Here is a 13020-nt window from a genome sequence, read left to right on the forward strand (position 1 = left end):
AGTACAAGCTATTGTTTTCGTTTACATCCTAAAAAGGTGTTTAGGCCTTAACGCCACTGGTTGATCTGAGCATGATAGTAGAAACCGGCGTCATTCAATCGCTCTTTCAGGCCTGACTCATCCATCTCAAAACGTGAACAGAGCTGATGGTAATCGTTGTCGAGGTTGCGCAACTGCATGTTGAGGATCGACACCAGCATATTGATATCCATAGTTTGCCAGTTTTCGAACATTGCTACTCCTTAGTGAGCGTGCCCAACCTTCGGGCCGCCCATATTCATTTTATTCCAGGCCTTTTCATGGAAGAAGAAGGCGACAGTATTGACCGCAGGCTCTACCAAGGCGACTAAACCGCCGATGACAAAGTCACCAGTCAAAGCCCAAGTTACTAAAAACGCGACAGAAAAATGCATAATGGCGAAGCTGATAGTCTTTTTCATGTTAACCTCCGAAGCGAGTCGGTAATTGCTAATCTCAAGACCAAATGTAAACCATTCTCATTTGCATTTGAAGGGGTTTTTTCTTATCACATTTATTGAATGTATCTATCGGTATAGCAGACGCCTACAGCTGCTGCCGTGTTGCAGCCAGCACAATTTCACGAATACACACATGTTGTGGCTGTTGATAGACGTAGACGATGTTCTCGGCAACGTCCTCTGCGCTAAGAATACCGCCGATAGATTCCGCCCACTGGTCCTGTCCCTGCTTAAACTCAGGCTTTTGGTTGCTCTCTAGCAAGGCGGTTTCGATAGCACCGGGGGCGATGGTGCTCAAACGCACGTTGTGCTGGGAGAGCTCTTCGCGCAGTCCTTCACCAATGCTATGAACCGCATGTTTGCTACCACAGTAGACGGTTTGGTTGGGAATGAGCTTGTGGCCACCGAGCGAGCCCATATTGATAATGGTGCCCTTCTCTCGGGCAATCATGCCGGTCAGCACCGCTTGAATGCCGTTCAGCATGCCCATCACATTCACCTTGAACATGAGCGCAAAGTCGCTGCTTTGCTGGTTAGCCACACTGTCCATGCGGATCACGCCGGCATTGTTGACGATGCAATCTACCGGCCCGAACTCACGCTCGGCCTGTTGAACCGCCTCGGTCATCGCTGGGCCATCACTCACGTCCACCTGCAACGCCATGGAATGCGGGAGTGACAAACTCACCACCACATCCACCTTGAGGTCGAGCAACAACAAGGCATGACCCAGTTCACTAAAGCGCTTTGCACAGGCCAGGCCCACCCCTGAGTTGGCGCCGGTGATCACCACCAGCTCCTTTTGTCGTTGTGTCATTAACGTCCCTATCAATTCATGAAACCGGTTACAAACATAACTTGCGTGGGAGAAAACGCAAGCAGTTATAGAGGATTCGGTTCACAACAACGCATAAGGCTATGCGAGAAGCTGGCTCAAACAGCAAGGATTAAGGCGCAAGGATTGCGGCTAACTCAGCAAAGTATTCACTGGCAGCCGTCGCATAGCGCTGCTGCTGCTCGCCACGGGGAAACGCGCCACTCTGCGCAAGCTCACCCTGCTTGGTACCACTGACCAAGTATTGGTTTTTGATATCTTCTCGCCCTTGCAGCCAGCCCTCAAACGCTCGGGCGGTCAGTTCCTCGGGCTGGGAAAAGTAGCGGGTACCGTTATCACGATCTAACGCTAAGCCATCCTTGACTAGCTGGCTGGGCTGATTCAGATCGCCACTTAACAACACGGCGGCAAACAGGCGGTGCAAGCAATGGTTGAGCGGGTGATCGGTGAGCGGCTCATCGTGTAGCCACCGACGCGAGGCAAACGCATTGGCCCGACCTGGCTCCTCGAACGCCTTGCCGGCGAGATGATTGTCTAGCGCATGCCACCATTCATGGGCCAGTGCTCCAGCGCCTGCATTCTTAGCTAAGGCCAAGGTGGCAGACCCCGGTGCATAGTGCGCCTGCACGCCGCGCTGCCCTCCCCGGCCAAAGGCCAATGCCAGACTTTCGCGCAAGCCAATAGCCGCCGGTGGCAAGGCCAGCATAAAGGCCAGATCGGCAAAGGCATCAAACAACAGGTTGGCCGCCAGCTGACGCTCCTCGCGGGTGACCCACGCCCCCACCTCAATCGAGCGAAAGCCGAACTGCTGCTTGATATCGACGAAATCAACGTCATCACCGAAGCGGTAGTCAGGCCCACGCCGGAAGTACTGGCGATACAGTCCGCTGGCTTTTGCGTTCAAAGAAGCCGCATCAGGTGAAGACGCGTTTATTGAGGCCGCTTTTGATGTTGGCGTTTTTGCTGATGGCGCTTTGGATGATGGCGCTTTTGTAAACAGAAAGCTCGAAGACATAAGATGCAGGTTTACCGTAACAGCCGCAGTGTAGCAACTCACCGGTGCTGCGCAAGCAGTCTAGCCCCAATCGCATACCGCAAAATAGAGATAGCCAAGCGTCCTCGACAGGTGCTTAACTAAGCAAATGCCCCATCATTACCCGAAGGTCCACTATGACACTCGCTACCCTCGCCATCGTCGTTGGCTTTGTACTGCTGGTTTGGAGCGCCGAGCGCTTTGTTGACGGCGCCGCCGCAACCGCCAGCCACGCTGGTATGCCGCCGCTACTAATCGGCATGGTGGTAGTGGGATTTGGCACCTCCGCCCCGGAGATGGTGGTTTCCGCCATCGCCGCAGTCAACGGCAACCCGCAGTTGGCGCTGGGCAATGCGCTGGGTTCAAACATCGTCAACACCGGCTTGATACTCGGACTCACCGCATTGATTGCGCCCATCGCAGTCCAATCGAGCATTGTGCGCAAAGAGCTGCCGCTGTTGGTGGGCGTCAGCCTGCTATTGGGCGCGCTGCTGTGGAATGGCAGCTTGGGGCGGCCAGAAGCTGTTGTGCTGTTGCTGGTATTTGCCGGGCTGATTGGATGGAGTGTGTATTCCGGTCTAAACGGCAAGGAAGATGCACTACAAAGCGACACTGAAGAAGTACTGGCGCAGCAGCAGATGCCACTTAACACCGCGCTGATGTGGCTGATTATCGGCTTAGTCTTGCTGATTGTTAGCTCCCGAATACTGGTTTGGGGCGCTGTCGCCATTGCCCAATCCATGGGCATCAGCGATTTGGTGATCGGACTTACCATTGTCGCCTTAGGTACTTCATTGCCAGAGCTGGCGGCCTCGGTGATTGCTGCGCGTAAAGGCGAGCACGATATCGCCATCGGCAATATCGTCGGCTCCAACCTGTTCAATATCTCCGCCGTCATCGGTATTGCCGGGGTGATTACACCCATGGCCTCGATGCCCGCCAGCGTTTTGTCGCGCGACTGGTTGGTGATGCTGGGCATGACCTTGGCGCTGTTCGTGATGGCCTACGGCTTTGGCAGGCAGGGGCGGATTAATCGCTTTGAAGGCACTGCGCTGCTACTCGCCTATGCGTCCTACAACCTCTGGTTGGTCATGTCAGTTACCACAAGCTGAAAGCCGTGACGGTTTGATCGACGTTAAGACTCAAATCAGTTGATGACTATTCACACAGTCGCCTCGCCTAAAATGTGATAGCTTAGCCTCACTATTTACCTTGAAGGCAGTACCGTGGCGCTTAAACCCACCATCTACAAGTTCCGAATCCACCTGTCGGATCTGAATATCGATCACTACGACAGCTTGAGTCTGACCATTGCTCAGCACCCGTCTGAGAACCCAGAGCGCATGTTGACCCGGGTGTTAGCCGCCTGTTTGTTGGCGCAAAAGCAGCCGGAGATGACCAAAGGCCTGAGTGAGATTGACGAGCCCGATCTGTGGGTACGCACCCTCGATCAGCAGATTACGTTGTGGGTAGAGGTGGGCGAGCCGACCTTTGACCGCCTCAAAAAAGCCTGCCGCAGCGCCAAGCAAGTGGACGTATTCAGCTTCAACAGCAAATCGGACACTTGGTTTGGCCAATCCCAAGGCAAATTCAGTCAATTGCCGGTCAAGATCACCCAGTTTAATGCCCGCGATATCGAGGCCTTTAGCGCGCTGCTGACGCGTACCATGGACCTGTCGGTGACGATTACTGGCGAGACGGCCTTTATCAACACCGAGAGCGGTGATTGCGAGGTGCACTGGCAAGTCTTACAAGATACCCAAGGACAAGCATGAATAACGTCTCCATCCTGGCGATGCATGGCATCGTGTTCCTCGCACTGCTCGCCTTTAAAACCTTGGTGCAACGCCCTGCGATTGCAGAAAAGTTTAACCGTTTCGCACTCGGTGATCGGATGGTGAATCTGCTGCGCATCGGTTTTTGGATGGTGGCGTTTGCCTATATGATCATCAGCCACACAGCCTATCAGCAAGCGCACTGGGCTATTGAAGGGCTGTCGATGGCGGTGATTATTTTCTCCGCCTTGGTGGTATTTGAGCTGATTAAACAGCTCGGTTGGCTGATTATTGTTCCACTAAGCCTGCTGGCGGTTAGCTGCTGGCCAAGCCCTGGCGCGGGGCTGGGTTAGGCCCTTCCCTGGCGAATCGCTCTAGAGGTCTAAAAACTGATCGAGCGACGCGGCTTTTTACCTTTGACGCCGCTATCGGCCGCGGACTCTGACACGTTTTTAGGCGCGCTTTTTCCAGTGCTTTTTTCAGAAGCGCTCTGCTTAGGCGCCTTACCCTTAGCTTTGTTTGGCTGCGCCGCTTTACGCACTGGCACCTCGGTGATCGGCTGGTCGCACACCACCAAGAAAAACTCGCCGTTAAACTCAATCACATCGCCGTCGTACATCTTGCGACGTTTGCGGGTTTCCAGCTCACCATTAACCGCCACATAGCCCTCGCTAATCAGCTGCTTGGCTTCGCCGCCACCGCCCACTAAATTGGCAATTTTAAGGGTCTTATACAGCTCGACCGGCTGGGCGGTAACAAATAGCTCTTCGGCTTCGACCAGGAACTCCTGCTCATCATCTGAATGTTCGGTCATAGCGACTCCCCTGAGGCTGTATTTAAAGGCGCGCCGATTATGGTTGCTTACGCAGACAAGGTCAATGAGCCCTAATACCAATCCACATAAGTAACTGCTCATTCTTGCTAGTTAAAGTCATTGATGACAGCGTCAACGCTTTTGTAATTAGCCCACTAGTCACGGCAAGCGCTTCCTCGTCCTCAATGATTTTCCCTGCGCAATCTCTGATCACTTACTTATCCGGATTGGTATTAACAAACGGTCTATACTCTCTGGGTTTTATGTAACAAGGAGTTATCTCATGGATTGGGTTGAATGGTTTGGCTATCTGGCATCGGTCATCGTTGCGGTCTCGCTAACCATGCGTTCGATAGTTAGACTGCGTTGGTGGAATCTTCTCGGGGCCGCCTGCTTTAGCCTGTATGGCTTTATCATTGCCGCCCTGCCGGTGGCCTTTTTGAACCTGTTTATCGTGTTTGCCAACCTCTACTACTTGCGGGCGATATACAGCGCCAAAGACCAGTTTCAACTGGTTGAAGCCCAACCCGACAGCCCGATGGTTAAACACTGGCTACAGCAATATCACAGCGACATTGTCAGCTACTTCCCGCACTTTCAAACCGAACAACCCAGCGAGCGACTATGTTGGGTGCTAATGCGCAATCAAGACGCCGTGGGGGTGCTCATTGCCGAGCAGCAATCGCAACAGCTACAGATCCACCTCGACTATGTATTTCCTGCCTACCGCGACTTTAAGACCGGCGCCTTTCTGTATCAGGAGTCCGGCCTGTTCCGCTCGCTCGGCGTCAGTGAGTTGTTGGCCAAGGGCGAGGTCAAAAGTCACCAGCAGTATCTGGAAAAGATGGGCTTTACCGCCCTGCCCAATCAGCTCTACTCCATGCAGCTACCTGGTTAGCCCTGCAACGCTCTAAGCGCCCTTAATGCGCTCAGTTAAGGGCGGATCCCCAGCCACTCCTGCAGCAGCAAGCCCATGTAGAACTGGTGATTCACCACGCTCCCGTGGCGGTATAGCACCGAGTCGCTGGTAAGCAGATACTCGATAAGACGACCGTTTTCCTCGACGATGATCTGGCAATCCGGGCGCACTCTCACCGGCCGCCCGCGCGGCCAAAAACGCGACAACCACTCACCGAGATTGCGGCGAAGCCAGCCACCTTCCACCCGTCTTAACTCATCTTCGACCAAGGCCTGTTGATAGCTGTCGAGCAGCAGCTCGTTTTGCGTGGCGTACTCGACAATGCGGATACTGTTAGCCATTACCAACTCCCATTCTTAAAGTTCGCCCAGCAGGCATTGCCAGTGGCACTGCTGCCACCAGGATAGCGCTGCCACACTGTGCGCGAGACCGGTGGCCAAGCGAGAGCAAAGTTGTATTCGTTAAAGCTGTCGACGATCTTCTCGTTACCCTCGCCATGGCTGCCGCTGAGATAGCCCTTGCTGCCATACACCCTGATTTTGTGGGCAAAGTTCTGCGCATCGAAGGGCATGGCCTTGGCCAGCTGCTGGGCAATCGGGCCGACTCGGGCGGGATCTTGAATGCGGGTGGTGCGCGGCAGCCCAGTGTTACAACCGGAGAGGTAGATCTCCGCCTCATCGCACCAGTTCAGTGTTTTAAGCTGAGCCGCCCAATTAGTTACATCCAAGCGCGACATATCGTTGATGGAGATGGGGTTACCATGGGCGACGATCTCCAACACCTTGAGGCAGGGGTTCCCGGGGTTTATCGTCAGAAGCTGATTGACCTTGGTGATAAGGTCAGCGAGGTTGTCATAGCCGAGGATGATCTCCCAGGTGTTAGGAAGGTTGCGCACGATACGGGTCTCCTCCGCATCATAATCCGCCTGAGAGTCCCAACCTCCGGTAAACGGGGCAACGACTTTTAGTTCTGAACTCATGGTCGCTCCTATGCGAGCCTGTGTTTAAACAACCAGCAGTGGCTAAGTAGCTAACTATAGGAGCTATACCCGAATCACCCCAAGATGCTTGCTCAGCGAGGTTTTCCAAGCCTTAGAGAAGGCACTTTTTCGCACGCTTAGAGGTTTAAATCAAGGAACAGCAACGCTGCTTGAGGGCTTGGAAAACTCGCCCATTGGGAGGAACTCAATGTTCATAGTTCGTCGTTGAAAGCACTTGAAAGGGGATGCCATTCCTGCGTACTTTCGCCTCGCCCTATGAACATTGAGCTCCTCTGAATCCTGCATCTTGAGGTGATTCGGGTATAAGAACGAGTTTAAAACTAAGTAGACCAGTTAGGTCTGACCCATTTTCTTAGATTGGCTTGGTTTATCTGAGCAGCGCAGGCACCTCCAACAGGCTGCTTACTATGGCCATAGCATTGGCGCGCACATCGTCATCGGGCTTAAGTAAATCCGGCACCATCACCGCTTGGCACCCCGCCGCGATGCCCGCGCGCATGCCGTTGTTGGAATCTTCCAACACCATACACTGTGCCGGCGTCACGCCCAGCCGCTCGGTGGCCAGCAAGTAGCAATCCGGCGCTGGCTTGCCATTGGCGATATCTTCTGCACTGATCACCACCTCGAACTTCTCCAGCCAAGGGCTATCGGCAAAATGGTGGCGTACTTGCGGCAAGCTCGATGAGGTCACCAACGCCAGTCGATAATTCTGGGCAATCAACTGCTGGAACAGCGCCTCAAAACCGGGTTTGTAGTCTACGGGTTTATTGGACAGCGCGGTGAGTTGTTGGTCTCGCTCACGGCGAAAGCGCGGCAGATCGAAGCGGCTGCCAAAGTGGCTAAGCAGCATTTGTTCACACTGCGCGTCTTGCACGCCGATAAAGCCTTGGTAAAACGCATCATCCAAGGTAAAGCCCTGCTCGCTGGCCGCCGCCTGCCAACACAGCTTGTAGCGGCCTTCGGTATCGAAAATCAGGCCATCCATATCAAAAAGTACCGTGGAAATAGGCATAGCAGTGTCACCTTTGTTGATCGTTGGAACGGAGTCAGTCTATCGATTCGGTTTGCCCCCCGCAATAAGACGGAGGCGCGCTTCAACCTTAGAATAAGCTACCTTGTTCATAGAAAAGGCATCTTGCACTTGGTAAGGCAAATGCGCATGTGTTTTACTTAAATCAAACAGTTACATGGTTGTTGTATCCAAGGGATAAGCGCTGTCTTCCGTGTTTAATTTTTCACTGCGTGCCGAGTGCTTGGTCAAGATAACGCCAGCCTTCACTCCGCCCGGCGGGAGCATAGACCTATCAATATGACGACACAGAACCCCAAAGCCCAGCTGCAACAGTTCGGGCGCTTTCTGACCAATATGGTGCTCCCCAACATCAGCGCCTTTATTGCCTGGGGCTTTATCGCAGCACTGTTTATCCCCACCGGCTGGTATCCCAACCCGCAGTTAGCCTCTTTGGTAGAGCCGATGAGCAGTTACCTGCTACCGCTGCTGGTGGGCTTCACTGGCGGGCGCTTGATCGCCGGTGAACGTGGCTCGGTGGTCGGAGCCGTGGCCACCATGGGCTTGATCGTTGGCAGCGAACTGCCGATGTTCTTTGGCGCCATGATTGCCGGCCCCCTTGGCGGCTATGCGATTAAGTGGGTGGATAGCCTCTACCAAGGCAAGGTCAATCCCGGCTTCGAGATGTTAGTGGATAACTTTTCCGCCGGCTTGGTGGGGATGCTACTGGCGCTGTTTGCCTTTACCGTTATCGGACCTATCGTTGAGGCCACCACCTTGCTGTTAAGCTCCGGCATCGACGTATTGCTGCACTTCGACCTACTGCCACTCACCTCGCTGTTGGTGGAACCGGCTAAGGTGATGTTCCTCAATAATGCGGTTAACCATGGCATATTCTCACCGCTGGGGGTACATGACTCGCTAGAGAACGGCAAGTCGCTGTTCTTCCTTATCGAAGCCAATCCCGGCCCCGGTCTGGGTGTGCTACTGGCCTATTTTGTGTTTGGCCGTGGCCGCGCTAAGCGCTCAGCCCCCGGCGCCATCATCATTCATTTATTAGGCGGAATTCAGGAAATCTACTTCCCTTACGTGCTGATGAACCCCAAACTACTGATAGCCGTTATCTTTGGTGGAGCCTCGGGCGTGGCTACTTTGTCTTTGTTTGACGCAGGTCTGGTATCGACCGCCTCACCGGGGAGTATATTTGCTATCTTCGCGATGACACCGCGCGACAGTTTCCTTGGGGTGCTGCTTGCAGTCTTGATCTCCTGCGGGGTTTCGTTCATCATCGCCAGCTTTTTCGTCCACCGAAATACCGTGGTCGAACGTCGTATCAGGAGTCAACAGCAGTGACCGGCACCAACAGCCGCCAACAATCCGCCTCAGTCATCGACTTAATCGCCAATCTGCCCACGCTCAGAGGCTGTTTAGTCTCGGCCATCGGGCATCTTGAAGAGTTGCTGCACGAAGCGCTCAACCAGATGTTTCAAGGCAATGACGATGCCACCCGCTATGTGACTGCGCCCTTGCTGGAGCAGCAGGGCCCGCTTGCCGATATGACAGTAAAAGCGCGCCTGCTGGTCGCACTGGGACGTATTGAGTCGGATGTGTTCGAAGACATGGAGAAGCTGGCCAAGCTGCGCGATCTGACCGTCTACTCCCCTGAAGAGCTGACCTTTAGCTCACCGAGTGTGCTGGACGCGCTAGGCCAATTGAGCCACTTCGACAAGAGCCTGCTGCCCTTATTCGAGCAGCGACTGGCTCAAGCGCCGGACGATGCCTCGTTGCGCGACCAATACCTTGAAACCGTCAACAAGAGCATCCGCTCGGCGCTGGCGCTCACCATCGCCACCCTCTCGCAGAAGATTAGCGACGATTAAGGGCTGATCTGCCCGATCAGCCCTTTGCGTCACTGCGCTGTTTCTACGGACACGCAACCGCTGCTAGCACTGGCATACGGCCCGGACTCAACTGACGCACCTCCTCGGCGGTGGCCAGCGACAAGGCGGTGCTCGCCAGCGTTTTACACTGGGTCATATCCAGCTCTCTGATCTGTGCCTTCACCTCCGGCAGCGCCGGTACGCTGGTCGACAGCTCATCGACCCCTAAGCCCAGTAACAGCGGTACCGCTTGTACATCGGTGGCGATACCGCCGCACACTCCCACCCACTTACCGTGTTTGTGAGCGCCTTTGACCGTCATATCGATAAGTCGCTACACCGCCGGGTGAATGCCATCGAGTTGCGCCGCCAACTTGGGATGGCCCCGGTCGACTGCCAGACAATACTGGGTCAGGTCGTTTGAGCCAATCGAGAAGAAGTCGACTTCCTTGGCGAACACATCGGCCATCACCGCCGTGGACGGGACTTCAACCATAATGCCAATTTCGTAATTACTCACCTCAAGGCTGTTGGCCTCTTCGACCACCAAGGCCTTGGCTGCGCGTAGCTCCTCGATGGTGCCGACCATCGGGAACATAATCCGCACTAGACTCTTGGCCTCTTTGGCAGCGCGCAGGATCCCGCGTACCTGAGTACGCAGGATGGCTGGGCGACGGATACCGATACGGATGCCTCGCTCGCCCAAGAAGGGGTTCTCTTCTTCCGGCATTGGCAGAAAGCTGAGTGGCTTATCGCCGCCCACATCCAAGGTGCGGATGATGATTGGCCGCCCATCCAACTGCTCGATAATCGTTTTGTAGGCGTGATACTGCTCGTCTTCATCCGGCGCGCTGGCGCGGTTTAAGAACATAAACTCGCTGCGCAGCAATCCCACACCTTCGCCGCCAAGCTCAACACTGGCACTTGCATCATCGGCATTGGCGATGTTTGCCACCACCTCTAGCTGTTGCCCATCAACGGTTACCGCCGCCAGATGCGCCGAGGCCTTATCTTGGCGAGCCAACTTGGCATCGTCGGCTTGCTGCTGACGGATCGCCCCAAGCTGCTCATCACTGAGGTTAATCTTCAGTTGGCCTTGGTAGCCATCGAGCACCACGTTGGTCTGATCCGCCAAGGCCATTGCCGCGTCATCTACCGCAGCAATGGCCGGTAGGTTCATGCTGCGCGCCAGAATCGCAGAGTGGCTGGATGCGCCCCCTTCGGTAGTAGCAAAGCCAATCACCTTGCTGGTATCTAGCTTGGCGGTAACCGATGGGGTGAGATCGCGGGCAAGCAAGATGGTGTTTTCCTGTAGCTGCAAGCTCGGCTCGGCTTGGCCCAAAATCAAACGCAGCACACGTTTGCCAATGTCTTCCAAGTCGCTAACGCGCCCGGCCAACAAGGCGTTGTTCAGGCTAGCCAAAGTTTGGCTTTGGTTATCAATGGCTTGCTGCCAAGCGTAGGCCGCCGACTTGCCTTGAATGATGCCGGCTTTGGCATGCTCCACCAGATCCGGGTCGCTCAACAGCTCTTGGTGGGCACTGAAGATCTCTGCCTGCTGCTCATTACCTTGGGCAATCACCTCATCGCGCAACTGCTGTAACTGGCTTGCCGCCTGCTCCAGCGCTTGGGTGAATGTCGCCAGTGCTTCACCGCTGTTCTCGCTTAGCTCTGGGTACTCAAACCGCTCTTCTTGCAGACGCAGTAGTTGGCCCACCGCTAAACCCGGTGACGCGGCGACGCCTTGCAGCACATTGGGATCGTGGCTGACCTTGCCGATCAGAGGCGCTTCTTCCAGCCAAACTGGGGCGGCTTCGGTTTTCGCAACCGGGCTCGACTCATCGCCCAGTCCTTTACGAATTGCTTGCTCTAGCTGCATCAGTGCCTGCTTGGCATCGCTGCCTTTGGCTTGCACCGTTAGCTTGTCGCCCCACACGGTGTTCAGCCCGAGCAGCGCCGTTACTGAGCGCGCGTTGGCTGTGCGGCCGTTGGTTTCAATCTGGGTATCGGCGCTAAACTGCTTGGCCAGCGCTACCAAATTAGCACTGGGACGAGCGTGCAGGCCCTCGGCCAATAGCAGCTCGATGGGCGCACTGCTTTGCCACGGCTCCTCCGCTTGGTGGACCGGCGCATTGGCGGCTTGACCTTCTAACAGCAGCTGCAGGCACTTATCGCCGCCACTGACTGCGCCCTTCGAGGGAATAAAGTGCAGCACATTCTCACTGTTGGTAATCACCATTACCGTGGCAAGGCTGGCGACATGCGATTGCAGCGCCTGACGGTCGAAGCGGATCAAGGGGTCTCCTTGGCTCACCCGCTGGCCCTGCTCTATCAGGCATTCAAAGCCTTGGCCACGCTGCAGTACCGTATCGATGCCGATGTGCAGCAGCAGCTTGATGCCCGTATCGGTTTGCAACGTTAGGGCGTGCTTGGCTGGGTGGACTTTAACGATAAGGCCATCGCAAGGGGCAGCCAGGGTGTCGCTCTCCGGCTCAATGGCAATACCATCGCCAAGGATTTTGTTGGCAAAGATGGGATCAGAAACCTGGTCCAGCTCAACCAGAGTGCCCGCTAAAGGAGCAACCAGGGTTTGTAGATTTTTGGGGCTCGATGGATGATTCATGGTGTTACTCCTTCGCTCTCTTGGCACCGGTTTTAACCAAACGGCTGAGTAGCAAACCGTCGTCGGTTTGCTTCGAGGTTGGATGCTCTTTCGCCAGTCCCGCAGCCGCTCTGCTGCCATCGTCCTGGCCGACTCCCACCTCGGTTAACAGCGAATCAATGGCTATCTCGAGTGCCGAATAAATACTTTTGTTTAAGGTGTGTCGGTACTCGTCTCGTAGCGCGTAATCCTGCGGCAAGTTATCGAGACGAACGTAAAAATGTCTAAGTAAGCTGCTGTCAAAGCCGCTCAGCTTGGCCAACTTTGGTAACAGCTCTGCGATGTAATGTTCTGGTGCGACTGGCTGTATGTGTGCTGAAGGCTCTCGGTAACTGGCCTCAACAATGGCCTGCAAAGTGATGATGTCGGCAAAGTGCTGCGGTGACAGGTAGCCCAAGGCCACCAGTAAGCGCGCCTTCACTAAGGGCTCCACCAAGGGGCCGCGCTGGGAAAACAGCGGCGCCGTGACGTAGCGAGTCGCATCGTCTTCACCACTGAGCACCTGACTCAATAGCTGCTCCAATCGCTCACCGAGCCGACCAATACTGCTATTCAGCAAGACGCTCAGTGGCGAGAGTGGCTTTGAGTCGGGCGTCGTCATCAGCGTGGCCTCG

At 55.0% G+C, this 13020-nt stretch carries 15 protein-coding genes and 1 pseudogene; 6 read left to right on the top strand and 10 right to left on the bottom strand.

Features of this window, described 5'->3' with window-relative positions; translation table 11 throughout:
* Positions 1-47 precede the first annotated feature (47 nt).
* From G462_RS0112900 to G462_RS0112915, 4 genes are all read right to left on the bottom strand, one after another.
* On the bottom strand, positions 48-233 hold the full coding sequence (locus tag G462_RS0112900; protein WP_026959359.1) for a DUF4250 domain-containing protein: 186 nt from the start codon (positions 231-233) through the stop codon (positions 48-50).
* A gap of 9 nt (positions 234-242) precedes the next feature.
* Positions 243-440, bottom strand: a complete 198-nt coding sequence (locus G462_RS0112905) for a DUF2061 domain-containing protein (RefSeq protein WP_026959360.1) — start codon at positions 438-440, stop codon at positions 243-245.
* A 124-nt stretch (positions 441-564) separates the two neighbouring features.
* Positions 565-1296, bottom strand: coding sequence for an SDR family oxidoreductase (locus tag G462_RS0112910; RefSeq protein WP_026959361.1), 732 nt, complete (start codon positions 1294-1296; stop codon positions 565-567).
* 130 nt (positions 1297-1426) lie between these two features.
* Complete coding sequence (locus G462_RS0112915) at positions 1427-2218, bottom strand: CLCA_X family protein (RefSeq protein WP_026959362.1); 792 nt, start codon at positions 2216-2218, stop codon at positions 1427-1429.
* A 266-nt stretch (positions 2219-2484) separates the two neighbouring features.
* Here G462_RS0112915 and G462_RS0112925 point away from each other — a divergent pair, with 266 nt between their 5' ends.
* The 3 genes from G462_RS0112925 to G462_RS0112935 all read left to right on the top strand — a co-directional run bounded on the left by G462_RS0112925 (position 2485) and on the right by G462_RS0112935 (position 4475).
* Positions 2485-3459: a calcium/sodium antiporter gene (locus tag G462_RS0112925; RefSeq protein WP_026959363.1), complete on the top strand. Its 975-nt coding sequence runs from the start codon at positions 2485-2487 to the stop codon at positions 3457-3459.
* Between the two features lie 114 nt (positions 3460-3573).
* Positions 3574-4122, top strand: a complete 549-nt coding sequence (locus G462_RS0112930; RefSeq protein ID WP_026959364.1) for a YaeQ family protein — start codon at positions 3574-3576, stop codon at positions 4120-4122.
* Entirely contained in the window at positions 4119-4475 is a 357-nt protein-coding gene (locus tag G462_RS0112935; protein ID WP_026959365.1) for a hypothetical protein, read from the top strand. The genes G462_RS0112930 and G462_RS0112935 overlap by 4 nt, the downstream gene beginning before the upstream one ends.
* Before the next feature lie 29 nt (positions 4476-4504).
* On the opposite strand, the gene G462_RS0112940 is transcribed toward G462_RS0112935, so the two are convergent.
* Entirely contained in the window at positions 4505-4936 is a 432-nt protein-coding gene (locus G462_RS0112940) for an RNA-binding S4 domain-containing protein (protein ID WP_026959366.1), read from the bottom strand.
* Positions 4937-5219: 283 nt separating this feature from the next.
* Between G462_RS0112940 and G462_RS0112945 the strand changes: the two genes are divergently transcribed.
* A complete protein-coding gene (locus G462_RS0112945; RefSeq protein ID WP_026959367.1) occupies positions 5220-5834 on the top strand; it encodes a hypothetical protein in 615 nt (204 codons plus the stop codon).
* Positions 5835-5869: 35 nt separating this feature from the next.
* On the opposite strand, the gene G462_RS0112950 is transcribed toward G462_RS0112945, so the two are convergent.
* The 3 genes from G462_RS0112950 to G462_RS0112960 form a co-directional block, all read right to left on the bottom strand.
* Positions 5870-6196, bottom strand: coding sequence for a hypothetical protein (locus tag G462_RS0112950; RefSeq protein ID WP_026959368.1), 327 nt, complete (start codon positions 6194-6196; stop codon positions 5870-5872).
* A complete protein-coding gene (locus tag G462_RS0112955) occupies positions 6196-6834 on the bottom strand; it encodes a hypothetical protein (RefSeq protein ID WP_026959369.1) in 639 nt (212 codons plus the stop codon). The genes G462_RS0112950 and G462_RS0112955 overlap by 1 nt, the downstream gene beginning before the upstream one ends.
* 388 nt (positions 6835-7222) lie before the next feature.
* Positions 7223-7867, bottom strand: coding sequence for an HAD family hydrolase (locus tag G462_RS0112960; RefSeq protein WP_026959370.1), 645 nt, complete (start codon positions 7865-7867; stop codon positions 7223-7225).
* Positions 7868-8164: 297 nt separating this feature from the next.
* Between G462_RS0112960 and mtlA the strand changes: the two genes are divergently transcribed.
* Both mtlA and G462_RS0112970 read left to right on the top strand, forming a co-directional pair.
* Positions 8165-9217, top strand: a complete 1053-nt coding sequence (mtlA, locus tag G462_RS22765; protein ID WP_051326733.1) for a mannitol-specific PTS transporter subunit IIC — start codon at positions 8165-8167, stop codon at positions 9215-9217.
* Complete coding sequence (locus G462_RS0112970) at positions 9214-9744, top strand: MltR family transcriptional regulator (protein WP_026959371.1); 531 nt, start codon at positions 9214-9216, stop codon at positions 9742-9744. Before mtlA ends, G462_RS0112970 begins: the two co-directional genes overlap by 4 nt.
* Positions 9745-9787: 43 nt before the next feature.
* Here G462_RS0112970 and ptsP read toward each other — a convergent pair.
* Positions 9788-12487, bottom strand: a pseudogene (gene ptsP, locus G462_RS22770) (phosphoenolpyruvate--protein phosphotransferase).
* Positions 12372-13007 (bottom strand): MltR family transcriptional regulator, encoded by a 636-nt coding sequence (locus tag G462_RS0112980; protein WP_026959372.1) that lies wholly within the window; start codon positions 13005-13007, stop codon positions 12372-12374. Before G462_RS0112980 ends, ptsP begins: the two are co-directional and overlap by 116 nt.
* Between the last annotated feature and the right edge of the window lie 13 nt (positions 13008-13020).

Origin of the sequence: Aliagarivorans taiwanensis DSM 22990 (genome assembly GCF_000429505.1) — a bacterium.
Lineage (GTDB): Bacteria > Pseudomonadota > Gammaproteobacteria > Enterobacterales > Celerinatantimonadaceae > Aliagarivorans > Aliagarivorans taiwanensis.